Here is a 23,100-nt window from a genome sequence, read left to right as displayed (position 1 = left end):
AACGCGTCGCTCGGGTGGAGTGGCCGAGAGGCGAGGCAACGGCCTGCAAAGCCGTCTACACGGGTTCAAATCCCGTCTCCACCTCCAAGGACGATTAGCTCAGCGGGAGAGCGCTTCCCTGACACGGAAGAGGTCACTGGTTCAATCCCAGTATCGTCCACGCATGATCGGTACGTCCCGCGCGATTAGCTCAGCGGGAGAGCGCTTCCCTGACACGGAAGAGGTCACTGGTTCAATCCCAGTATCGCGCACGCAAGATGAGCACGATGTGTATGTAAGAGTGTGGCAGTGCAGTAGTGAGGGTCCCGCGCGATTAGCTCAGCGGGAGAGCGCTTCCCTGACACGGAAGAGGTCACTGGTTCAATCCCAGTATCGCGCACCACGTACCGGGAAGCCCCCGGCCGTTTCGACGGCCGGGGGCTTCTTCCGTTCGGGCCCCTGTTGTTGCCGGGGTTCTCCTGTCAGGACGAGAACAGCATCCGGCCGAAGCTCTTGTTCTTGTGGTGGCCGCCGTGGCCCCCGTGACCCCCGTAGTGACCGCCGTGCTGGCCCTGCTGGGGCGCGCCCCAGGCGGGGGCGGGCGGCGCCGGGTAGGCCTGCGGGGCGGGGTAGCCCTGGGGGGCCGGCGGCACGGGCGGCGGGGCCTGCTGAGTCCACTGCGACTCCAGGCGGGTCAGGGACTCCAGTTCGCCGTAGTCGAGGAAGATCCCCCGGCAGCCGCTGCACTGCTCTATCTGGACACCGTTGCGGTTGTACGTGTGCATCGCTGCGTGGCACTTGGGACACTGCATGGTCGGCTCAGCTCCTCGCCGTATCTTCGGCGCCGCCGGAACACGCGCCCGGCGGCAGTCGGTTCAGCCTACGACGGCGGGGGTGCTCCCAACTCGGGCGGGATTGCTGCGATTCGGGTACAGGCGTCGACCATCAACCGCTCGACGTCGTCGGGTTCACGGCGCTCGGCGGCGCACTTGACCAGGGCGAGCGCGGCGGTCTGGACGGTGAGGGCGCGGGCGGCGAGCTCCAGGCGGGGCCACGGGTCGCCGTCTGCGGGCACGGCGGGGCCGCCGGCCGCCCGGTAGGCGCCGAGGAACCGCTCCCAGGCGGCGGGCGGGAGCAGGCCGGCGGCGTACCAGGCGGCCGGCCTGGCGAGGTCCCAGGCGGGGTCGCCGACACCGAGATCGTCGACGTCGATGAGGACCCAGGCGCCGCGGTGGACGGGGTACCGCACGAGCTGCCCGAGGTGGAGGTCGCCGTGGCACAACGCGCGGGGTGCCGCGGGCGGGGGTGCTTCGGCGCGGGCCCATGGGGGGAGGGTGGCGGCGGCGCGGTGGACGGGGTAGGCGGTGGCCTGTGCTGGTGCCTCTGTCTCTGCCTCCGGTGCGCCGGACGGTACGGCCCGGAGCCGGGCGAGGGCGCGGGCCACCTTGGCGGGGCCGCGCATCGGCGGCAGGGGGGTGCGGGGCAGGGTTTCGGCCAGGGCGTCGACGGGGACGGAGTGCAGCCGGGCGAGGAGCGTGCCGGTCTCCTCCCACGGGGCGGTGTCCGGGTCGGCCGGGTCGACGGGAGTCCCGTACGGCCACGAGGTGACCGGCCTGCCGAACATTTCGCCGGCGCCGGCCGGGAGCGGGGGCAGGAGGATCCCCGAGAGCAGCGGATGGGCGGCGACGGCGAGTCTGACGCGGTGCTCGGCCGCGTCGGTGCTCTCGGCGTGGGCCTTGGCGACGACGCCGCCGTGCCGTACGACCACCCCGTCGGCCCGCTCGGCGAGCACGGCGTCACCGCCTCCCCCACAGGCAGGACACGAGCCCGTCGTGGACGCGGAGAGATGAGCCGCCCGGCGAGCGACACGACCGAGGGCGCTGACAACATCTGCGGTCACGAATCCCCCGGGCGGTGCGGCTCAAAGCGATTCTAGGGCCCGCGCGCCACGCGAAGAACGGGACCGACAGCCCACGGCCACCGGTTCGGCACCGCCGGACGTGTCCCACCCACCGCTCCCCGCGCGGGGAGCGCGCCCACACCCGAGGGCGGCCTCCGGCCCCAGGTCCCCGGGAGCGCCCTGCGGCACGGTCTGGCAGCCCGCCGGGACAGAACTGAGGCGGCCCGCGGGCTCAACCGGGACGCAACTCCAGTACTGCCGGACGCCCGGCAACAGGGCCGGAAGCAGCGCCTGCACCTCAGCCCTGAGCGTGGTCGGCGCCAGAGGTCAGGGAAGGGCCGCGACGCCCGGGGACGTACGTGTCCGGGGGCTGGGGCCGGGGGCTCGGCGACGGTCCGGCGGCGGGGCCTGCGCCCCGAGCACATCCGTGGTGACCGCGGACGCGCCCGGCCCCCTCGTCCCGGGCGCCGACCAGATCCGGGCCGGAACTCCGGCGAAGCCCGGGAACGGGCACAGGAACGGGGCCGGAGGTCGGCGGCCCCGTCCGGGCACAGGTCCAAGGCCGGGGCCGAGGGCCTGGGGGTCGGGCCGCGTCCGTACGTGGGGGGCCTGCCCCGCGCCTGCCGTGCCCGCGCGCGCCGTGCGGCGGCGCCGGGCAGCGCGATGGCCGGTCAGCTCCCCAGCTGACCGGCCAAACGCTGCCGTCCGCCGCACCCCCGTCCCCACGGGGTTGTTGGCCGGATGTCCCTGACCCGGGCCGCTCTCCCGGGTCTGGGGCGCCGCTCAGCGCCCCAGCATCACGCCCACGGACGACGCTTGTGTGACCACTGCTTCCCAGCCGCCGAAGACGACCACGAGCAGAGCCGCCAGGGGGAGGACCATGGCCGTCGCCACCAGCGGGTGGCGCGTGCCGGACCGGCCTCCGCCGAACGCGGCGAAAGCCTTGCGTCCCTGCGTGCGGATCAATGCCCGCGATGCCGTGTCCGCCATGGTCCCTCTCCTGTCAGATTGGCAGCGGCGAGTGTCCGACCTCGGGGGACGAGTACCTGCACTCGCCGCTTGACCTCAACACTAGGGACGCGACGACCTCCGGTCGTCATGCCCGCGTACCGATTGCCGGGCCTCCCGGAGGATGAGCCCGGTACCGATCACGTACTCCCCTGGGTGGAGACGGCCGTACGCGATCGCCTCAGGACTTGGGGTCTTCCCGGAGGGGACGCTCCGACGGCTCCTCCCTCGGGACCGGCTGCTCCACCAGGGCGAGCACCCGCGTCGCCATGAACCTGGCGGTGCGGACCACCGTGCCGTTGCGGGTGACTTCGCTCACTTCCACCACTCCCCTGCGCACCGCCGTCTCGACCCTGCGGCCTGCCCGGCTTGCCACCACTTCGTACGTACGCGTCGTGTCCCCGGCGTCCACGACTATCTCCACCCGGTCACCCTTCACGATCCAATCCCCCTTCTGCGACGGACCCTTGAGATCTCTCGCGGGCCAAGGGACCTGGATCCGCCATCCCCTGACCACGCTTCAAGTTTCCCACCCCGCACTGACAATCGGTCGGCCCGTGAGGGCGCGGCCTATGAGCGCGCCGGGGCGCGGGTACGTAAGCTGTGCCACGTCACACGGACGACCGGGCAGCGGGGATGGACATGGCGATGATGCGGCTCCGGCGCGAGGACCCGCGTGTCGTCGGTTCGTTCAGGCTTCACCGACGGCTGGGCGCAGGCGGCATGGGTGTCGTCTATCTGGGGTCCGACCGGCGCGGCCAGCGGGTCGCGCTGAAGGTGATCCGGCCGGATCTGGCCGAGGATCAGGAGTTCCGGTCGCGGTTCGCCCGCGAGGTGTCCGCCGCGCGGCGGATCCGGGGCGGCTGTACGGCCCGGCTGGTGGCGGCGGACCTCGACGCGGAGCGTCCGTGGTTCGCGACGCAGTACGTGCCCGGGCCGTCGCTGCACGACAAGGTGAACGAGGAGGGCCCGCTGAGCGCCGCCGAGGTGGCCTCCGTGGGCGCGGCGCTCTCCGAGGGGCTGGTGGCCGTGCACGAGGCGGGGGTGGTGCACCGCGACCTCAAGCCGTCGAACATCCTGCTCTCCCCCAAGGGCCCGCGCATCATCGACTTCGGCATCGCCTGGGCGACCGGCGCGAGCACGCTGACGCATGTCGGCACGGCGGTCGGGTCGCCCGGTTTCCTCGCGCCCGAGCAGGTACGGGGGGTGGCGGTGACGCCCGCCACCGACGTCTTCTCGCTGGGCGCCACGCTGGCGTACGCGGCCACGGCGGACTCCCCGTTCGGGCAGGGCAGTTCGGAGGTCATGCTCTACCGGGTGGTGCATGAGGAGGCGCAGCTGTACGGGGTGCCGGACGCGCTCGCGCCGCTCGTACGGGCGTGCCTCGCGAAGGATCCCGAGGACCGGCCGAGCACGCTCCAACTGTCGATGCGGCTGAAGGAGATCGCGGCCAGGGAGGCGCAGGGCGTGGCCGAGATCAGGCCGCCGGCCCAGCGGGACCGTACCGAGCAGGACATGGCGACGGGGCGGATGACCGAGCGCTACACGGAGCGGATGGAACGGGGGCCCGCCGAGCGGGAACGGGGTGTGGAGCGGGAGCGGGAGCGTGGTGGCGACCGGGAGCGGGGTGTGGATCGGGACCGGGCGCCGGAGCGGGACCGGGACCGGGACCGCGCGCCTCAGAGTCGCACCCAGGGCTCTCCGGCCTCGCGTTCCGGTTCCCCCCGGGGCGGTGCCCCGCGTACCGGTGGTCGGCGGCCCCCGCAGCAGCGGGAGGGTGCCGGTGCCCGTATGGGCGGGCGGCAGAACACCGCGTCCCGGTCGGCCTCGGGCGTCCGCCGCCCCGCCAATCCGCGGCTCCTGCGGCAGCGCCTGATCGTGTTCGTCGTGGTGACGCTGATCGTCGCCCTCGGGATCGCGGCGGCCCAGAAACTCTGACGCCGGAGCGCCGCCGCCGGTGGACGGTGCGTCAGGCCGGAGTGCGGGAGCGTGGCCGTTGCGTGTTGCCGTTGCGGAGGACTGCCGGTCTCCGGTGGAGTTGGCCGGCCGGTCCGTCAAGTACGGCGGTGGGGGCGGTGGTTGCGCGGTGACGACGTACCGGGCGGGCGGTACGGCGGACGGGGCCGTACACCGGACGGGCAGTCCGGTAGGGGGCGACCCGGCAGCGGGCAGTCCGGCACCGGTCCATCTGGCGGAGGTCAATCCGGCAGCAGGCAGTCCGGCAGCGGTCGATCTGGCAGAGGTCGGCCCGGCGGCGGGCAGTCCGGCACCGGTCGATCCGGCGAAGGTCGGTCCGGTGGCGGTCGGTCCGCTAACGGTCGGTCAGAGCCTTGTCGTGTAGAAGGCGACGGCGGACGCGGCGGCGACGTTGAGGGAGTCCACTCCCGCGGCCATCGGGATCCGGACCCATTCGTCGGCCGCGCGCAGGGCGGCGTCCGAGAGGCCGTCGCCTTCGGTGCCGAGCATGAGGGCCAGCTTCTCGTAGCGGCGGGCGGCCAGTTCGTCCACCGTGATCGACTTCTCGCCGAGGCACAGGGCGGCCGTCACGAAGCCGTGCCGGCGGAAGAGCTCGACGTCCTGCGGCCAGGAGGCCAGCCGGGTCCAGGGGACCTGGAACACGGCGCCCATGGACACCTTCACCGACCGCCGGTACAGGGGGTCGGCGCAGCGTGGCGTGAGGAAGACGGCGTCGACGCCCAGAGCGGCCGCGTTGCGGAAGGCGGCGCCCAGGTTCGCGTGGTCGACGATGTCCTCGAAGAGGGCGACGCGTTGGCCCTCGCCGCTACGGGCGGTACGGAGCACCTCGGCCGGCTCCGGGAGCGGCTCGCGCCGCATGGAGGCGAGGGCGCCGCGGTGGACGTGGTAGCCGGTGACGCGCTCGGCGAGGTCGGGGGTGACCTCGTAGACAGGGGCCTGCGCGGCGTCGATCACGTCCCGGAGGGGCCCGACCCACTTGGCGGAGAGAAGCATGGACCGCATCGCGTAACCGGCCTCGGTCGCGCGCCGGATGACCTTCTCGCCCTCGGCGATGAAGAGCCCCTCGGCGGGTTCGCGCCTGCGGCGCAGCTCCACGTCGGTGAGGCCGGTGTAGTCGTGCAGGCGGGGGTCGTCCGGGTCGTCGACGGTGATGAGTTCAGCCACGTGTTCATCCTGCCTTGAGGCGGGGGGATGGTTGGCCACGGGGGTGGGGATGGGTGGCCGTGCCCCTGCTGGGTGCTGGGTGTCGGGTGTCCCTGGCTTGCCTCGCGCGGCGCGGTTCTGGACGGGGCCCTGGGATGCGGGCCTGCCAGGCGAGGAGGGGGCGGGGGTGGGGTTGGGGTGGGTTGGGGTTGGGGTGGGTGGCGTACTGAGGGGGCTGGGGGCCCGCGGGCCGGGTGGCCGGGGCCCGGCGCCCGGCGCCTGCGGGCTGGTGGGCTGGTGGGCTCGGTGTCGGGGGGCGACGGTCCGGGGGGAAGGCCAGTCCGGGGGCCGGGTTGCCGGGAGCCGGGAGCCTGCGGGCTGGTGGGCTCGGTGTCGGGGGGAGGGACACGGTCCAGGAGGAGGCAGGTCCGGGGGCCGGAGGCCGGGTGGCCAGGGGCCGGGGACCGGGTGGCCGGAGGCCGGGGCTGGAGGCCGGGTGGCCGGGTGGCCAGAAGCCGGGGGCCGGGTGGCTGGAGGCCGGGGACGCCGGGGGGCCGGGTGGCTGGAGGCCGGTGGGCTCGGTGTCGGGGGGAACCAGGGTCCGGGGGGGGGAGGCCCGTCCGGGGGGCGTCGGTCTTGGGGCGCCGCTCCTGGAGCGGCGGGTCCGGGGCCCCAGGTCCGGGACGCCGGTCCGAGGGCGCCGGGTCCGAGGGCAGTCCGAGGGCGCCGGGTCCGAGGGCGGTTCGGGGGTGTCTGCGGATGTACCCGGGGGGACCTGTACGCCGGGGGTGCCGGCTTCGTGGTCCTGGGCGGCGCCGGTGGGCGTCGTTTCCGCGTCGGTTGGGGACGGGCGCGCCGGCGCCGGGGTCGGCGGGCGCCGGGTACGCCCCGTACCGCTCAGTCCAGGGCCACTACTTCGCCGATCACGATGACCGCCGGGGGGCGTACGTCGTGGGTCTTCACGGCCTCCGCGACCGTCGCGAGGGTCGCGTCGACCCGGCGTTGGGTGGCGGTGGTGCCCTCCTGGACGAGGGCGACCGGGGTGTCGGGGGACTTGCCGTGCGCGACGAGGGCCCCGGCGATGGCGCCGATCTTGTCGACGGCCATCAGGAGGACCAGCGTGCCGCGCAGGCGGGCGAGGGCGGCCCAGTCGACCAGGGAACGGGCGTCGTCGGGGGCGACGTGGCCGCTGACCACCGTGAACTCGTGGGCCACCCCGCGGTGCGTGACGGGGATGCCGGCCGCGCCCGGGACGCTGATGGAGCTGGAGATGCCGGGGACGACCACGCAGGGGATGCCGACGGCGGCGAGGGCGTGGACCTCCTCCATGCCGCGTCCGAACACGAACGGGTCGCCGCCCTTGAGGCGGACGACGGCCTTGCCGGCCTTGGCGTGTTCGATCAGCGCGTCGTTGATCGCCTCCTGGGCCATGGCACGGCCGTACGGGATCTTCGCCGCGTCTATCACCTCGACGTGCGGCGGCAGCTCGTCGAGGAGGTCGCGGGGGCCGAGGCGGTCGGCGATGACGACGTCCGCCTCGGAGAGGAGGCGGCGGCCGCGCACCGTGATCAGGTCCGGGTCGCCGGGTCCGCCGCCGACGAGGGCGACGCCGGGCGTGCGAGTGCGGTGGTGGGGGGCGGCGAGGGTGCCGTCGCGCAGGCCTTCGACGATGGCGTCGCGGACGGCGGCGGAGCGGCGGGGGTCGCGGCCGGTGAGCACGGCGACGGTGAGGCCCTCGCTGCGGCCCGTGGCGGGGGTCCAGGCGGTGGCGGCCTCGGCGTCGTCGCTGCGGACGCACCAGACGCGGTGACGTTCCGCCTCGGCGGAGGCGGTGGCGTTCGCGACGGGGTCGCTGGACGCCACGAGGACGTACCAGGCGCCGGCGAGGTCGCCCTCTTCGTACCGCCGCCGCTCCCAGCGGATCTCGCCGGACTCGGCCATCGCTTCGACGGAGGCCTTCGCGGAGGGCGACACGAGCACGATGTCGGCGCCCGCCGCGATGAGCGCCGGCAGTCGGCGCTGGGCGACCTGCCCGCCGCCGACAACAACGACGCGCCGCCCGGAGAGGCGCAGTCCGACGGGGTAGGCGGGGTGCTCGGCGTGCTCGGCCATGTCGGTAGGGACTCCTGAAGCGGCTGGTGAGATGGGGTGACTCCCGGCAACCAGCTTACGGGGAGGCCTGCGCGGGGCGGGCTGCGGCGTGGGCGCCGGGGTCGCGGGTGGGTACGCGGCCCCCACCCAGGGCCGGGTGCCCGCCGGCCGCTCCCCGCCCCCGCGCCGGGAGGGCCCGCCCCACCGACCGGTGGGCTGTGCGGTCGATGGACTGTACGGCCCGTGGGCCGCGGGCGGGCCGCCGAGCCACCCCGTCCCGGGGACCCTGAACGGGCCGAGCCATGCCGCCGTCCCGCGGGCCGCAGCCGGTACGCGCCCACCCACCACCCCGAAGACCCCTGCCAACCGTCGGGCCACCAGGCCATCGCTCAACGGCCCGGTCCGCCGGCTCCGCACTCGGCGACGATTACGGCTGTCCAGGCCGACGGTGGGTGGCGGTACGGCACCGGTTCCGCGTCACGTCGCCGGATCGCCGAACCCCGACAGTCGCCCCAACGGTCCGGGCCACCCAGAACGGCCCTGGGCCGACGCGGCTCGACGCAACGTCGTCGGGCGCCCGGATGTGCGCGGCGCTTCGCGGCCGCCGTCGGGTGGTGTGGTTCGGCGGGTCGGGCGGGCTACTTTTCTGTGACGCCTGCCGAGTCGAACGTTGCTACCTCGTGCATCGCTCGGGCCGCGCTCTGGACCACCGGGAGGGCCAGGAGTGCGCCCGTGCCCTCGCCCAGGCGCAGGTCCAGGTCTATCAGGGGGCGCAGGCCCAGCTTGTTGAGGGCCGCCACGTGGCCGGGCTCGGCGCTGCGGTGGCCCGCGATGCAGGCCGCCAGGGCCTCCGGCGCGATCGCCCGCGCCACCAGCGCCGCCGCCCCCGCGCTGACCCCGTCCAGGATCACCGGCGTACGCAACGACGCGCCGCCCAGCAGGAATCCGACCATCGCCGCGTGCTCCAGACCGCCCACCGCCGCGAGGACACCCACCGGGTCGGACGGGTCCGGGCGGTGGAGGTCGAGTCCGCGCCGTACGACGTCGATCTTCCGCGCGTGCGTCTCGTCGTTGATGCCTGTGCCGCGCCCCGTGACCTCGGCCGGGTCCTGGCCCGTGTACACGCAGATCAGCGCCGCCGACACCGTCGTGTTGGCGATGCCCATCTCCCCCGTCAGCAGCGCCTTGTTGCCCGCCGCCACCAGATCGCGGGCCGTCTCGATGCCCACCTCGATCGCCGCGACGACCTCTTCGCGGCTCAGCGCGGGACCGGTCGTGAAGTCCGCCGTACCCGCCCGCACCTTGCGGGGCAGCAGCCCCGGCGTGGCCGGCAGGTCGCCCACGACACCGACGTCGATCACGCAGACCTCGGCGCCCACCTGGTTGGCGAACGCGTTGCACACCGCGCCCCCGCCGAGGAAGTTGGCGACCATCTGCGCGGTCACCTCCTGCGGCCACGGGGTCACCCCCTGGGCGTGCACCCCGTGGTCACCCGCGAAGATCGCCACCGCCGCCGGCTCGGGAATGGGCGGCGGGCACAGCCGCGACAGGCCGCTGAGCTGGGCGGAGATGATCTCCAGCATGCCGAGCGCGCCGGCCGGCTTGGTCATCCGCTTCTGGCGCTCCCACGCCTCCCCCAGCGCCTTCGCGTCCAGCGGACGGATCGCCCCGACGGTCTCCTGGAGCAGATCCTGCGGCTCCCCGCCGGGCAGGGCGCGGCGGCCGTACGTCTCCTCGTGGACGACCCAGGACAGCGGGCGGCGCTTCGACCAGCCCGCCTGCATCAGCTCGGGCTCCTCGGGGAACTCGTCCACGTACCCCACCACCAGGTACGCCACGACCTCCAGGTGCTCGGGCAGGCCCAGCGCCCGTACCATCTCGCGCTCGTCGAAGAAGCTGACCCAGCCGACGCCGAGCCCTTCCGCGCGGGCGGCGAGCCAGAGGTTCTCCACCGCGAGCGCGGAGGAGTACGGCGCCATCTGCGGCTGGGTATGACGGCCGAGCGTGTGCCGGCCGCCGCGCGTCGGGTCGGCGGTGACGACGATGTTCACCGGCGTTTCGAGGATGGCCTCGATCTTCAGTTCCTTGAACTGCTTCGCCCGCCCCTTGGGCAGCGACTTCGCGTACGCCTCGCGCTGGCGCTGGGCCAGTTCGTGCATGGAACGCCGCGTCTCCGCCGAGCGGATGACCACGAAGTCCCAGGGCTGGGAGTGGCCCACGCTCGGCGCGGTGTGGGCGGCCTCCAGGACGCGGAGCAGCACCTCGTGCGGGACCGGGTCGGAGCGGAAGCCGTTGCGGATGTCGCGTCGTTCGCGCATCACGCGCAGTACGGCGTCGCGCTCCGCGTCGTCGTATCCGGAGGCGGCGGCGACCGTCGTCTCCACCGGGGCCGCCGCTTCATGGCCGGGGCTCGCGCCTTCGGCCGCGGGGGCCTCGGTTGCAAGGACTTCGGCCGTGGGGGCTTCCGGTGCCGGGGCTTCGGTTGCGGGGACCTCGGTTGCGGGCGGGGTGGTTTCGGCGGTCAGGGTGGTTTCGGCGGCGAGGGGAGCCTCGGGGGCGGGAGCCGGGGCTGCCTCGGGGGCCGTCGGTTCGGCGGCAAGGGCCGGGTCGGCGGCGGCAGGCGTCGCCTCTTCCGGCTCCGGTACGGGGTCCGGTTCAAGTACCGTTACGGGTACGGCGTTGGCCTCAGGCGCAGGTGCGATCTCGGCCTCGGGGGCGGCCTCGGGAGCCACTGCCGTGACCGGCGCGAGTTCGGGCGCGGCGAGTTCGGGTTCGGCCTGGGCCTCTACCTCGGGTACCGCTACGGCTGCGACTTCCGGCTCGGGCTCCGGTTCGGGGGTCGCCACGGGGGCCGGTTCCGGCTGCGGTTCCGGCTCCGGGTCCGGTTCCGCCACCGGGGCGACGTCCGCCTCGGGTACGGGGACGGGAGTCGGTTCCGGCAGCGGTGCCTCGGTGGGGGCCTCGACCGGGTCGTGTACGGCCTCCGGGGCCGGGGTCGGGGTCTCCGGGGCCTGTTCGGCCTGCTCCGCCACCACGGGCGTCTCTTCCGGAGCCTGTTCGGGCTCCGTCGGCGGGAGCTGCGCCTCGACCGCTTCGGTCGGCGCCTGCTCGGGTTCCTGAACGACCGTTTCTGCCGGGGCCGCCGTTTCGGCGCTCCAGGGCGTGCCCGCCTGCGGCGGGATCTCGCTCAACTGGGGGGTCTGGGGGGGCGGGGCGACCGCGGGGTCCTCACGCGGAACGTCCAGGTACTCGGGGCCCAGAGTCGGGGTCGGCTGCGGCCTGTTCCGTACCCGGACGGCTCGGGCCGGTGCGGCCGGGCCGCGGTCGGCCAGCGAGCGCACCACTCCGCCGGAGGTGTCCGGGACGGGCGGGCCCAGGTGCAGCGGCCGGCGCACGGGCGTCGGCGTCGGGGCGGGAGCAGGGGTGGGAACGGGGGCCGTACGGGCGGGGGCCGGCTCGGGCTCCGGGGTCCGTACCGCCGTGAGATCCACCGCACCGGAGTCCCGGCCGTCGGTCTCGTGCGCCTCGGGCTGGTGCGGCGGCGGAGCGCTTCCGGGGGATTCCTCCGCGGGTGTCTCCTGGCCGCTGGGTTCCTGGCCCGCGGGGCCCTGGTCGGCGGGGCTTTCGGCGGCGGGAACTTGGTCGGCGGGGCTTTGGGCGGCGGACGCCTGCGCAGCCGGGTCCTGGCCCGCGGCCACGTTCCCGGGGGCGAGCGGCTCGTGGCCGGTCGTCGTCCCGGCTTCCTCAGCGTCCGGTACGTGCTGGGGAATCACCTGCTCCGGGGGCGCGAACTCCGGCGCCTGGAAGGCCTGCTCGGCGGCGTACTGCTCGGCCGCGAACTCCTGCGACGGCTGGTACCCCTCCGGGGCAGGGGCCGGCGCCGGTACCGCGGCCGACACCTCTTCCCCCGGCACGAACGGGGAAGGCGACGGGGAAACCGGCTCCGCCAGCGGCGCCGGCTGTTCTATCGGCGGCACCTGCTGCCGCACCCGTACCGGCTCGGGCGAGGGCACCGGGAGCGGGTCCGCCCAGCCGCCCTGGCCGCTCGGCATGAGCAGGACGTCCTCCTCCTCGGCCACCGGCTCCGCGGGCGTCTGGTACAACGGCTGCCCGTACGTCGTGTCCTGGTACGCGGGCTCCTGGTACGCCGCCTCGGGATACACCGCGTCGCCGTACGAGACGTCCCCGTACGCGTGGTCGCCGTACGACGGATCGGGGCGCAGCGGGTCCGGGTACAACGCGTCCGGGTCCGGGTACGCGTACGTACTCGGAACGGGGACGCCCTGCTGGTCCACCATGCCCGCGTTCTCCGGCAGTACCTCGCCCGGGACCTGGCCGGTGTCAGTCATGCGTACCCCTCGCCCATTGGTTGTGCTCCTACGGCCCTTCACCGGGGCGACGGCTCCGCAGATCGTCGGTGCTTCCCCGCGCTTGTCATGGAACAACGAGCGTGGGCGTCGCGCGGCACGACACGGCCCGCTGTGGGCTGCGCCACGTCGCGCTTCCCCCGGTTCGCCGTACCACATCAGGACCCAAAACGGGTCCCTTTTCCGGACATTGACGAACGAAGCGACGAACGCCCGGCTGCGGTACAACGATCGGCCAGCCTACCTCGCGTCTACGACAACGGGGGCAGGGGGCGGATCGGGAACCGGGTCCGGGGGCGCGTCAGGCGGTCGTGTCGGGGCGTTGCCCGGAGACGAGGAAGACCACGGAGCGCTCGCGTTCCGACCAGTCGGCGGTGTCGAGGTCGACGGACTGGAGCAGGACACATTCCACCGCGTATCCCCCGTCGCGCAAGGCGGTTCCGACGGCTTCCGCCTCGTCGCGGTTGGCCGCGTGGGTCACGATGCGCTCGGGCCTGCGGTCGGCGACGGCGACGACGACGTCGATCCCGCCGCCCCCGATCCGTACGACGTCCGGCTCGGGGAGGCGCTCCAGGACGTGGGGGGCGCGTCCCTGGACGACTTGGAGCTGGACACCGGCGCGCCGGGCGGCGGCCGCTGTGCTGGCGCACGCCCCCGGTTCGTCGTCCACGGCGATCACGGCGGCGCCGAAGCGGGCGGCCTCGGCGGCGAGTGCGCCGCTGCCGGAGCCGATGTCCCAGACGAGGTCGCCGGTACGGGCGCCGATGCGGGCGAGCTGGGCGGCGCGCAGCCAGGTCGACTCGCCCTCGTCGAGGTCTATGCCGTACTCCGCCGTGGGCAGCGCCCAGCCCCGCTCGGCGGGCGGGTACGCGGGGTCGCGGCCCGCGATCCAGCCGCTGACGGGGGCGACGGCCGTCCCGATGCCGCCGATGACGATCACGACGTTGGGGTCGCGCCACTCGTGGTCGGCCGCGTTGTCCGAGGCGAGGACGCTGACCTTCTCGCGGTCGGTGCCCAGTTCCTCGCAGATGACGAAGGTGCGGTGGACGCCTTCGAGGAGCAGGGCGAGTTCGGCGGGGCCGGCGCCCGGGGAGGTGAGGACGGCGACCTTGGTGTGCGCCCGGCACACGTTGACGGCGCGGCGCAGCGTACGGGAGTGGGCGACGACGATCTGGGCGTCCTCCCAGGGCATGCCGGCGCGGGCGAAGGCGGCCGCCACGGCGGAGACCGCGGGGACGACCTCGACCTCCAGGCCGTGTTCGGGGTCGCGGAGGGCCCGTACGACGCCGAAGAAGCCGGGGTCGCCGTCGGCGAGGACCACCGCGCTGCCGCGGTGTCCGGCGATCCGGCGTGCCGCCAGGTCGATGCTGCCGAGCTGGACGCGCTCGGCGCCGGGGGGAATCTCGGGGAGGGCCAGGTGGTGGGCGGCTCCGGCGACGAGGGTCGCGGCGGACAGGGCGGAGCTGCCGGCAGCGGTAAGGGGTGAGCCGTCCCAGCCGATCACCGTGACGCGGTCGGCCATGTTCTTCAGGTCTCCAGGGGTGTGTGTCGCCAGGTGGCGGTCTGACGGGTGCGGTGACGCGTGTGGTGACAGGTGCGGTGAGGGTCCGTCGGGGCGGGGTCGCCGGACGAGAAGTGTGCCAGGGCGTGGGGGGCGGGCGCCCGCGGTGGCGGGGTCAGTTCCAGTCGGTGAAGGACGCGTATCCGCTGTCCGCCATCTGCTCCGCCACGCCTTCCAGGTCCTCGGGCAGCAGGCTCCAGACGAGGAGGTCGGTACGGAAGTCCGTCCAGCCGCCGTCCTCCGTCTGCGTACGCGCTATCCACGCGCTGCGCAGCACGCCCTCGCTGATGCAGCCGATCTTCTGGGCGACCTGCTGGGAGGCCGTGTTGTCGGCGGCCGTGCGGACCTCGATGCGCTCGAACTTCTGGTCGCGGAACAGCCATTGGGCGACGGCGAGCACCGATTCGGTGGCGTACCCCTCGCCGCGGGCCCAGGGCGCGGTGACGTACTGCGCCTCGGTGGCGAGGGCACGCCAGTTGGTGTGGTGGAGCCGCACGATGCCGACGAGCCGCTGGGTGAGGAACTCGGTGACGGCGAAGACGATGCCGCGGCCGCCGGTGCGCTCGGCGGGGGCGATGGTGTGGACCCAGCGCTCGGCGTCGTCCTGGGTGTAGGGCTGGGGGACGGACGTCCAGGCCGTGACCATCTCGTCGTTCATCATCTCGATGTGCGCGGGGATGTCCGACGGTTCGAAGGGGCGCAGCACCAACCGCTCCGTGCTGATGGAGACGTCCGGAAAGGTAGTCATGCGCAGCTCCATGCCTCAGTCCGTCGTAAATGCACAGCATGCAGCATCGGGGGAGCCCCGCGCACGACCGGGGTGCGCGGGGCTCGTGCCGGGTTGACGGCGGTGATCGCGGGCGGGTGGAGCGGCCCGGTTACGCGGCGGGGCCGAAGGCGGGCAGGACCGCGCCGTTCTTGTAGGTGTCCTCGATGTACCGCTTCACCTCGGGCGAGTTGAGGAGCTTCGCGAGCTTGAGCACGCGCGGGTCCTTCTCGTTGCCGGCCTTCACCGCGAGGAAGTTGGCGTACGGGTTGTTCTCGGTCTTCTCCAGGGCCAGGGAGTCCTGGGCGGGGTTGAGCTTGGCCTCGATGGCGTAGTTGCCGTTGATGACAGCGGCGTCGACGTCGTTGAGGGCGCGGGGCAGAGTGGCGGCCTCCAGCTCCTTGAACTTGAGGCCCTTGTCGTCCTTGATGTCGGCCAGGGTGCCGCTGCCGCCGACGCCGTCCTTGAGCGTGATCACGCCGTTGTCGGCGAGGAGCTTGAGCGCGCGGCCCTCGTTGACGGTGTCGTTGGGGATCGCGATGCTCTGGCCGGCCTTGAGGCCGCTGAGTTCCTTGACCTTCTTGGAGTAGAGGGCGAGGGGCTCCAGGTGGACGTTGACGACGGGCACGATGTGGGTGCCGTTCTTCTTGTTGAAGTCGTCCAGGTAGGGCTTGTTCTGGAAGTAGTTGGCGTCGACCTCGCCGCTCTCGGTGGCGGTGTTCGGCAGGACGTAGTCCGTGAACTCCTTGACGTCGAGCTTGAGTCCGGCCTTGGCCGCCAGGTTCTTCTTGATGAAGTTCAGGATGTCGGCGTGCGGGGTCGGGGACGCGGCGACGAGCAGGGGCTTGGACGTGTCGGCCTTGGCGCCTTCCGCGGCCTTGGGGGCCGGGTCGGACGACGTGCCGCAGGCGCTCAGGGTGAGCGCGAGGGCGGCGGTGGCGGCTGCGGCGGTGAGCTTGACGGTGGTGCGCACGAAGAGTGCCTCTTTCCGGTGAGCGGGGGTGAGGCCCGGACAAGGAGTGCGGGCCGTTCGGTGGGTGGTGCGGGGGTGGTAGTGGGTGCGGGTGCGGTCGTTCGGGCGGTACGGGTGTGGTCCTCAGGCGGTACGGACGCGGCGGGCCAGCAGCCGTACGGCCAGGTCGCCGATCAGCTGGATCACGGTGACGATCAGGACCAGCACCACGACGGTGGCGATCATGAAACCGTTCTCGAAGCGCTGGAATCCGTACGTGACGGCCTTGGAACCGAGGCCTTCGCCGCCCACCGCCCCGGCCATCGCCGAGTAGCCGATGAGCGCGATGACGGTGGTGGTGGTCCCGGAGACGATCGACGGCAGGGCCTGCGGCAGCAGGACCTTGCGGACGATGGTGGGGATGGATCCGCCCATGGCCTGGACGGCTTCGACCAGCCCGTGGTCGACCTCGCGGATCGCGGTCTCGACCAGGCGGGCGAAGAACGGGATGGCGCCGATCGCGAGCGGCACGATCATGGCGGTCGGGCCGATGAAGGTGCCGACGACGAAGGTGGTGAAGGGGATCAGGGCGATCAGCAGGATGATGAACGGCAGCGAGCGGCCGATGTTCACGATCACGCCGACGACCTTGTTCACCGGGGCGTTCTGGAGGAGTCCGCCCTTGTCGGTGAGGACGAGCAGGATGCCGAGGGGCAGTCCGCCGGCGACGGTGACGAGCCCGGACCACAGCACCATGTAGAGGGTGTCGATGGTCCCCTGGGACAGCAGGGGCTGCATCTCGGACCAGGTCACTGGGCACCTTCCTTGACGATCTCGATCTGGAGTCCCTGCTCGCGCAGGAAGCCGACGGGGACGACGTTCTCCTCGTACGCGCCGGGCAGTTCGATCCGCATCCGGCCGATCTGCCGGCCGCCGACGGTGTCCATCGCGGCGCCGAGGATCGAGATGTCGATGTTGTACGTACGGGAGAGCTGCGAGATCACGGGCCGGGTGGCGGCCTCGCCCTGGAAGGTGACGTCGACGACCGTACGGCCGGGGCCCGAGGCGTCGCCGCCGACCGGGAACAGTTCGCGGGCCAGCTCGGAGCCGGGGGTGGCGAGCAGTTCGCTCACCGTTCCCGACTCGACGATCCTGCCCTTGCGCATCAGCGCGGCCGAGTCGCAGATCGTCTTCACGACCTCCATCTCGTGCGTGATGAGGAGCACGGTGAGGCCGAGTTGGCGGTTGAGGTCGCGCAGGAGCTGGAGGATCGAGCGGGTGGTCTCGGGGTCGAGGGCGCTGGTCGCCTCGTCGGAGAGCAGCACCTTGGGGTCGCCGGCCAGGGCGCGGGCGATGCCGACGCGCTGCTTCTGGCCGCCGGAGAGCTGGGCCGGGTAGGCCTTGGCCTTGTCGGCGAGGCCGACCAGGTCGAGCAGTTCGAGGGCGCGGCGGGAGCGTTCGCGGGCGGGGACGCCGAGGATCTCCAGGGGCAGTTCGACGTTGTCCTCGACCGTGCGGGAGGACAGCAGGTTGAAGTGCTGGAAGACCATGCCGATGGAACTGCGGGCGCGGCGCAGGTCCTTGCCGGCCCGGCGGCCCCGGCCGGCGAGGGCCGTGAGGTCCTGGCCCGCGACGGTCACGGTGCCGGAGGTGGGGCGTTCGAGGAGGTTGACGCAGCGGATGAGGGAGGACTTGCCGGCGCCGCTCTGTCCGACGACGCCGAAGACCTCGCCCTCGCGGACGTGCAGGTCGACACCGTCGAGCGCGGTGATCTCCCTGCCTCGCCCGTGGGCGGACCGGTAGACCTTCGTCAGGCCCGTAGTAGTGATCACAGGGGGGTTCCGTCACAGTCGGGTGCGCGGCGAAGGGGCCGCCGGCGCGGGGCAGGGGTCAGGGACATGAGGCAGGGGCATGGGTACGGTCACGGGCATGGGTCAGGGCGGCACGGCACGGCACGGCCGATGCGGTGGGTGACCGGGAGGCGGCGTACGCGGGGGCGCGCGGTCCGTACGAGGCCGTGAGGGCGCGTGAGAGCCCTCAGGTGGCACGGGGAACGGCGCGGCCGTTGTCCTCGCTTCGGGGCGCGAGGCTCAGGCGGGGGCCCTCAGTTGGCGCACATTCGACACAGACAACGAGCACCGGGCGTGATGATCGCCTCGGTCGCGGGGGCGCGGTTGCTCGTCCTGGTCATGCGGTAAGTAAAGCAGACGTCAGTACTTTGCCAAGTGGGCTGTCCGCGTAGCGGAACGATTCGTCGCACCATGCGGACGGCCCGGGGCGGGGGACGGCGGGTGGCGGGCGCTCTCAGCCGGCGATACGGATCTCCACTCCCCCGGCCGTGACCTGGGCCGATACGGCGTTGAGGTCGTCGACGACCGCGTCGGCGACCAGCTCGGCGCGGAGGTGTGTTGTGGCCAAGGCCACGGTCCGCATCCCGGCGGCGCGGGCGGCGGTGAGCCCGGCGGGCGCGTCCTCGAAGACCAGGCAGCGGGCCGGGTCCACGCCGAGGCGGCGGGCGGCGAGCAGGAACGGTTCGGGGTCGGGCTTGCCCCGGGTGACGTCGTCGGCCGTGACGAGCGTCTTGGGCCGCAGCCCGGCCCCGCCGAGGCGGGCCTCCGCGAGCCGCCGGGAGGCGGAGGTGACCACGGCCCAGCGCTCGGCGGGCAGGGACGCGAGGAGGTCGGCGGCGCCGGGCACCAGGAGGACCCCGCGGGCGGCGTCGTCGATCTCCAGTTGCTCGATGCGGGCGACCGCGCCCGCCACCTCGGCGGCGGGGAGCAGGTCGGCGACTATCTCGGCGGCGGGGCGGCCGTGGAGCCCGTACCGCGCGAAGGCGTCCGCGGCGATGCCGTACTCCTCGACCCACTGTCCCCAGCAGCGCAGGACGGACTCCAGGGAGGTGACGAGTGTCCCGTCGTTGTCGAACAGCAGGGCCTCGGCGTCGAACCTCATGCCACTCCTCATGTGATGTCGGTCCTCATCGGTCGGTCCTCGGTCGGTCCTCGTCAAGGGGACAGTACGTCGCGCGCGGGGGTGCGTGCGGGGCCCGCGCCCGGGGGCGGGCGCGGCCCGGTCATTCCGCCGTAATACGCTCGGGCCCATGCTTGTCGCCCTGACGGTCGCGGTCTCCGTGGCCGCGCTCGCCCTCGCCGCCTGGTGCGGTTTCGCCGCGTACCGGGACCAGCCGACCAAGGACTGGCACTTCATCGGCATGGCCGTGGTGTCGGCGCTGGCGCTGATCCAGGTGGTGGTGGGGATCGTGCTGGTGGGGCGCGGGGAGCGGGCCTCGGACGGCTCGGTGCTGTTCTTCTCGTACCTGCTCGGGGCCCTGCTCGCGGTGCCCGCGGCCGGCTTCCTGTCGCTGACCGAGCGGACCCGCTGGGGTTCGGTGACGGTGTCGGCGGGGGCGGTCGTCCTGGCCGTGCTCGAAGTACGGCTCCACGACATCTGGGGTGGCTGAACCATGGAGACACGGACCAAGCTCGTCAAGGGCCCCGGCCTGTTGCTGGTCTGGCTCTACGGCGTGATGACGGTGGGCGCGGTGTCCCGCTCGATCTACCAGATCGCCACGGAGTACCACCGGGCCCCGCTCGCCTACCTGCTGTCCGCCGTCGCGGCGGTGGTGTACGTCTTCATCACCTACACGCTCGTACGCGGCGGGGAGGCGGCGCGGAAGGTCGCGCTGGTGTGCTGCGGGGCCGAGTTGGTGGGGGTGCTGACCGTCGGGGCGTGGACGCTCGCCGACTCCTCCGCGTTCGCCGACTCGACGGTGTGGTCGGCCTTCGGCATGGAGTACCTGTTCATTCCCGTGTTCCTGCCGGTCACGGGGATCCTGTGGCTGCGCAGGCCGCGCGTCGCGGAATCCCCCCGTACGGGCGGGGATTCCGCTCTCGCGTCGTGAGCAACACGTCTGTAGGTGACTGCCCGTCCCTGGGTGGCCGCGCCCCTCGCGGGGCGTCGGCCCCCGGTCAGGCGCTCGCGGCGTACACCTCGGCGGCGGCCTCCTTCTCCAGCGTCACGAGGCGCAGGCGCGGGCCGATCTGCTCCGCCGAGACCGGCGCGTAGCCCCGGCTCCGGTAGAGCCTCAGGTTGCCCTCGCTGCGGTGGCCCGTGAAGAGCTGGAAGCGTCTCGCGGCCGGTTCGCCCGCGAAGTGCAGTTCTATGGCGTCGAGGAGCCGGCCGCCGAGGCCGTGCCGCTGAAGACGCGGGTGGACGATGAGTTTCGCGATACGGGCCGTGCCCGACTCGTCCACGGTGCCCCGTACCGATGCCACCACCTCGTCGCCGAGGCGGGCCACCAGGCCGTGCCCGCGGTCGAGTTCGGCCCTCAGGTCGTCCAGGGTCTGGGTGAGCGGCTCGATGGTGTAGTCGCCGTAGAGCTCGGCCTCGTTCTGGTAACAGAGATACTGCAACTTCAGGATCTGTTCCGCGTCCTGCGCACGCGCCGCAGAGATGGTCACGCTCATGCCCATGTGTGCATGCCTCCCGCTCACCTGGTACGCCGATTGTCTACCGCCTCTTTCCCCCAAGTTCAGCGGTGCCAATCTCCGGTGTGAGCATTCTTCGCAGGCATCCCAGGCATCGGGAACGCATCGGCCCTAAACTCCCCTGTGAGATACCCAACTCCCCTGCGATTTCGCGGTAGGTGAGGTCGTCGGGCGACAGCATCGCGGTCAGCAGGCGGGGGCAGCGCCCGGGTGTCCGGCCCACGGCGGTGCGCAGGGCGCGCCTCCGGTCGGCACGCAGTGCCGCGCGTTCGGGGTCGGAGCGGGGGTCGGCCGGGGTGGGGGCGGCGGGTCGGGCGCGGGTGTAGGGGAGTTCGTGGGCGGCGGTACGGCGGCCGTGCCGCGCCTCCGCGCGCACGGCGGTACGGACCCAGCGGACGGTGTCGGGCGGCGGCCCCTCGTCGCCCGCCATGCGCTCCAGCAGCCTTACCCACACGGCCTGTTCGAGATCCCGCGCCTCGACGCCGGCACCGGGCGCCTCGGCCCTGGCCTCGGCGGCGACGAGCGGGCGCAGGGCGTGGAAGAGGACTTCGCGGTCTCGGGCCGCTTCGGCGATCTTCATGCCGCACGGGACGCACCGCCGCGCGCCGCCGGTTGCCCCTGGGCCGCGCTGTCACCCGACCGGGGGAGGTCGGGGCGGGCAGCTGACGTGGGGGGGCGGGATCGGCGCCGGGTGCGGAGCTACGGCACCCGGCGCCGACTCGGTGGGCTCAGCGGGCGAGGAAGTCCTCGCGGGCCAGGAGGCCCGTGTCCGGGTTGTCGGTGAAGATGCCGTCGATGCCCTGCTCGAACCAGACCTGGAAGGCGCCGAAGGCGTCGCCGTAGGCGTTCGGGTCCGTGCCGCGCCGGAAGTCGGCGGGCAGGAACGAGTTCTCGTTGCGCATCGTGTACGGGTGCAGGATCAGGTGCTTCGCGTGCGCGTCCCGTACCAGCGTGGTGGGCGTGCCGAGCTTGCCCGCGGCGTCCCTGGGAATGATCAGGTCCAGGGTCGGGCCGATGCCCTGCGCGAAGGACGCGATCCACTTGAGCCCGGCGGGCGTGACCAGGTCGGCGACCGTACGCGGGTCGTTGGCGACCTTGAAGTCCCAGGGGCGGGTCGCGGCCGCGTCGAGCAGGACCACGCGGCGCGTGCCGACCAGCTTCGCCATCCGCTGCATGCTGCTGGGCTCGAAGGACTGGAGGAGCAGCGGGGAGTCCTTGCGGTCGCGGCCGTACCGGCGCAGGACCTTCGCGAGGCGCTCCTCCAGGGCGAGGCCGATGCCGCGGAAGTACGTGGGGTGCTTGGTCTCGACGTACAGCCAGACGGGACGGCCGCGGCGGCGGCCCTCGGCGTCGGCCCAGCGCAGGACCTCCTCGAAGGTGGGGACCTCCCAGCGGCCGTCGTAGAGGGTGTTGCGCTGGCGGACGCCCGGGATGCGCTCCTTCGCGCGGAGCGTCTTGAGCTCGGCGAGCGTGAAGTCCTCGGTGAACCAGCCGGTGATGCTCGTGCCGTCGACGACCTTCGTGGTCCTGCGGCTCGCGAACTCGGGGTGGTCGGAGACGTTCGTGGTGGCCGTGATGTCGTTCTCGTGGCGGCACACCAGGTGGCCGTCCTTCGTGGGCACCAGATCCTGCTCGATGACGTGCGCGCCGAGGTCCAGGGCGAGCTGGTACGACCCGAGGGTGTGCTCGGGACGGTAGCCGCTGGAGCCGCGGTGGCCGACGATCGTCGGGACGGGCAGTTCGGCGCCGGACGAGCCGTGCCCGCCCGTGCCGCGCTCCGCGGCCTGGGCCGCCGCGGGCAGCGCCAGGGCCGCCGCCGAGCCGAGCACCGCCGCTCCCAGTACGGTCCGCCGTCCGGGCGTGTGCCGCGCACCCTGTGTCATGAACGCTCCTTGGTCTGTTCGCGCGGATGAGATGTCCCGCGGGTCCGGTGTCGCGAGGAGGTGACGTGGCGGGGGTGTGATGTCCCGCACCTGTCAAGACCTGTCCGACGGGGCCCGAGCGTAGGCTTTCCTCCCCTCTTCGCGGCAGATGGCATGCGAACGTGGCGCGAACTCAGGTCAACACTGGGTATCGGGTCGATGAACCCGATGTGCGGCAACCGGTGACCCGCGAGTATCGTCCTCACCTGCACAGAGACCATTCACGACGCCGGAGGACCTGTTGTCCCGCTTCGCGCTCATCAAGGCAGTGCTCGGCCCGCTCGTGCGCCTGATGTTCCGTACACGCGTGGAGGGCGCCGAGCACATTCCGGCGAGCGGGCCGGTGATTCTCGCGGGGAACCACCTGACGTTCATCGACTCGATGATCCTTCCGCTGGTCTGTGACCGGCAGGTGTTCTTCATCGGCAAGGACGAGTACGTCACGGGCAAGGGCCTCAAGGGCCGGCTGATGGCCTGGTTCTTCACCGGCGTCGGGATGATCCCGGTGGACCGCGACGGCGGGCACGGCGGGGTGGCGGCGCTGATGACGGGGCGCCGCCTGCTGGACGAGGGCAAGATCTTCGGCATCTACCCGGAGGGCACCCGCTCCCCCGACGGCCGCCTGTACCGGGGCCGTACGGGCATCGCGCGGCTGACCCTGGAGACGGGGGCGCCGGTGGTGCCGTTCGCGATGATCGGCACGGACAAGCTCCAGCCCGACGGCAAGGGCATGCCCCGCTCGGGCAAGGTCACGGTCCGCTTCGGCAAGCCGATGGAGTTCTCCCGCTACGAGGGCATGGACCGCCACCGGTACGTGCTGCGCGCGGTGACGGACTCGGTGATGGCCGAGGTCATGGCGCTGTCGGGCCAGGAGTACGTGGACATGTACGCGAGCAAGGCGAAGGCCGCGTAGGCGCGCCCCACCCGGACGGACGATTGGGGCGGGC

The 23,100-nt window shown here is 73.0% G+C and carries 20 protein-coding genes and 4 tRNA genes; 8 read left to right on the top strand and 16 right to left on the bottom strand.

Translation table 11 applies throughout. From position 1 onward, the window contains the following. The first annotated feature begins 13 nt into the window (after positions 1 to 13). The 4 genes from HA039_RS28530 (at position 14) to HA039_RS28515 (ending at position 382) form a co-directional block, all read left to right on the top strand. Positions 14 to 87: transfer RNA gene (locus HA039_RS28530), tRNA-Cys, on the top strand. Position 88: 1 nt separating this feature from the next. Further along, positions 89 to 160 (top strand) — tRNA-Val (locus HA039_RS28525). Positions 161 to 179: 19 nt separating this feature from the next. Next, positions 180 to 251, top strand: a tRNA-Val gene (locus HA039_RS28520). Between the two features lie 56 nt (positions 252 to 307). Further along, a tRNA-Val gene (locus HA039_RS28515) sits at positions 308 to 382 on the top strand. 79 nt (positions 383 to 461) lie between these two features. Here HA039_RS28515 and HA039_RS28510 read toward each other — a convergent pair. From HA039_RS28510 to HA039_RS28495, 4 genes are all read right to left on the bottom strand, one after another. Then, positions 462 to 791 carry a TFIIB-type zinc ribbon-containing protein gene (locus HA039_RS28510; protein ID WP_167034205.1) on the bottom strand — a complete coding sequence of 110 codons (330 nt, stop codon included), beginning with the start codon at positions 789 to 791 and terminating at the stop codon, positions 462 to 464. Positions 792 to 859: 68 nt separating this feature from the next. Next, complete coding sequence (locus HA039_RS28505; protein WP_167034204.1) at positions 860 to 1,879, bottom strand: phosphotransferase family protein; 1,020 nt, start codon at positions 1,877 to 1,879, stop codon at positions 860 to 862. 783 nt (positions 1,880 to 2,662) lie between these two features. Further along, the gene (locus tag HA039_RS28500; RefSeq protein ID WP_167034203.1) at positions 2,663 to 2,869 is read right to left on the bottom strand and encodes a hypothetical protein; all 207 of its coding nucleotides are present in this window, start codon (positions 2,867 to 2,869) and stop codon (positions 2,663 to 2,665) included. 199 nt (positions 2,870 to 3,068) lie between these two features. Beyond that, a complete protein-coding gene (locus tag HA039_RS28495) occupies positions 3,069 to 3,326 on the bottom strand; it encodes a hypothetical protein (RefSeq protein WP_161310271.1) in 258 nt (85 codons plus the stop codon). Positions 3,327 to 3,523: 197 nt separating this feature from the next. Here HA039_RS28495 and HA039_RS28490 point away from each other — a divergent pair, with 197 nt between their 5' ends. Next, complete coding sequence (locus HA039_RS28490) at positions 3,524 to 4,825, top strand: serine/threonine-protein kinase (RefSeq protein WP_167037761.1); 1,302 nt, start codon at positions 3,524 to 3,526, stop codon at positions 4,823 to 4,825. A 384-nt stretch (positions 4,826 to 5,209) separates the two neighbouring features. Here HA039_RS28490 and HA039_RS28485 read toward each other — a convergent pair whose 3' ends face one another. From HA039_RS28485 to HA039_RS28445, 9 genes are all read right to left on the bottom strand, one after another. Beyond that, entirely contained in the window at positions 5,210 to 6,028 is an 819-nt protein-coding gene (locus HA039_RS28485) for a TrmH family RNA methyltransferase (protein ID WP_167034202.1), read from the bottom strand. 876 nt (positions 6,029 to 6,904) lie between these two features. After that, the gene (gene cobA, locus HA039_RS28480; RefSeq protein WP_167034201.1) at positions 6,905 to 8,119 is read right to left on the bottom strand and encodes a uroporphyrinogen-III C-methyltransferase; all 1,215 of its coding nucleotides are present in this window, start codon (positions 8,117 to 8,119) and stop codon (positions 6,905 to 6,907) included. A gap of 617 nt (positions 8,120 to 8,736) precedes the next feature. Beyond that, positions 8,737 to 12,447: a nicotinate-nucleotide--dimethylbenzimidazole phosphoribosyltransferase gene (gene cobT, locus HA039_RS28475; protein WP_167034200.1), complete on the bottom strand. Its 3,711-nt coding sequence runs from the start codon at positions 12,445 to 12,447 to the stop codon at positions 8,737 to 8,739. Positions 12,448 to 12,766: 319 nt separating this feature from the next. Beyond that, positions 12,767 to 13,987: a precorrin-6y C5,15-methyltransferase (decarboxylating) subunit CbiE gene (gene cbiE / locus HA039_RS28470; protein WP_167034199.1), complete on the bottom strand. Its 1,221-nt coding sequence runs from the start codon at positions 13,985 to 13,987 to the stop codon at positions 12,767 to 12,769. Between the two features lie 154 nt (positions 13,988 to 14,141). After that, the gene (locus HA039_RS28465) at positions 14,142 to 14,786 is read right to left on the bottom strand and encodes a GNAT family N-acetyltransferase (protein ID WP_167034198.1); all 645 of its coding nucleotides are present in this window, start codon (positions 14,784 to 14,786) and stop codon (positions 14,142 to 14,144) included. A gap of 118 nt (positions 14,787 to 14,904) precedes the next feature. After that, on the bottom strand, positions 14,905 to 15,765 hold the full coding sequence (locus tag HA039_RS28460; RefSeq protein WP_167034197.1) for a MetQ/NlpA family ABC transporter substrate-binding protein: 861 nt from the start codon (positions 15,763 to 15,765) through the stop codon (positions 14,905 to 14,907). Between the two features lie 123 nt (positions 15,766 to 15,888). After that, positions 15,889 to 16,557 (bottom strand): methionine ABC transporter permease, encoded by a 669-nt coding sequence (locus HA039_RS28455; protein ID WP_167034196.1) that lies wholly within the window; start codon positions 16,555 to 16,557, stop codon positions 15,889 to 15,891. Beyond that, positions 16,554 to 17,576 (bottom strand): methionine ABC transporter ATP-binding protein, encoded by a 1,023-nt coding sequence (locus HA039_RS28450; protein WP_167034195.1) that lies wholly within the window; start codon positions 17,574 to 17,576, stop codon positions 16,554 to 16,556. The genes HA039_RS28455 and HA039_RS28450 overlap by 4 nt, the downstream gene beginning before the upstream one ends. Positions 17,577 to 18,048: 472 nt before the next feature. Continuing rightward, the gene (locus HA039_RS28445) at positions 18,049 to 18,696 is read right to left on the bottom strand and encodes an HAD family hydrolase (protein ID WP_167034194.1); all 648 of its coding nucleotides are present in this window, start codon (positions 18,694 to 18,696) and stop codon (positions 18,049 to 18,051) included. A gap of 148 nt (positions 18,697 to 18,844) precedes the next feature. Here HA039_RS28445 and HA039_RS28440 point away from each other — a divergent pair, with 148 nt between their 5' ends. Then, entirely contained in the window at positions 18,845 to 19,204 is a 360-nt protein-coding gene (locus HA039_RS28440) for a hypothetical protein (protein WP_161311025.1), read from the top strand. Positions 19,205 to 19,207: 3 nt separating this feature from the next. Continuing rightward, entirely contained in the window at positions 19,208 to 19,645 is a 438-nt protein-coding gene (locus HA039_RS28435; protein ID WP_167034193.1) for a hypothetical protein, read from the top strand. 67 nt (positions 19,646 to 19,712) lie between these two features. Here the strand turns inward: HA039_RS28435 and HA039_RS28430 are convergent, their stop codons facing one another. The 3 genes from HA039_RS28430 to HA039_RS28420 form a co-directional block, all read right to left on the bottom strand. After that, positions 19,713 to 20,216, bottom strand: a complete 504-nt coding sequence (locus HA039_RS28430) for a GNAT family N-acetyltransferase (RefSeq protein ID WP_167034192.1) — start codon at positions 20,214 to 20,216, stop codon at positions 19,713 to 19,715. Between the two features lie 37 nt (positions 20,217 to 20,253). After that, positions 20,254 to 20,811: a sigma-70 family RNA polymerase sigma factor gene (locus HA039_RS28425; RefSeq protein WP_167034191.1), complete on the bottom strand. Its 558-nt coding sequence runs from the start codon at positions 20,809 to 20,811 to the stop codon at positions 20,254 to 20,256. Positions 20,812 to 20,959: 148 nt separating this feature from the next. Further along, positions 20,960 to 22,114, bottom strand: a complete 1,155-nt coding sequence (locus tag HA039_RS28420; protein ID WP_167034190.1) for a glycerophosphodiester phosphodiesterase — start codon at positions 22,112 to 22,114, stop codon at positions 20,960 to 20,962. 280 nt (positions 22,115 to 22,394) lie between these two features. Between HA039_RS28420 and HA039_RS28415 the strand changes: the two genes are divergently transcribed. After that, the gene (locus HA039_RS28415) at positions 22,395 to 23,066 is read left to right on the top strand and encodes a lysophospholipid acyltransferase family protein (protein ID WP_167034189.1); all 672 of its coding nucleotides are present in this window, start codon (positions 22,395 to 22,397) and stop codon (positions 23,064 to 23,066) included. The last annotated feature ends 34 nt before the right edge of the window (positions 23,067 to 23,100 follow it).

This window comes from Streptomyces liangshanensis (genome assembly GCF_011694815.1).
GTDB classification, from domain to species: Bacteria; Actinomycetota; Actinomycetes; order Streptomycetales; family Streptomycetaceae; genus Streptomyces; species Streptomyces liangshanensis.
The sequence above is the reverse complement of the archived record's forward strand: the minus strand, read 5'-3'. Positions and strand labels throughout refer to the sequence as shown.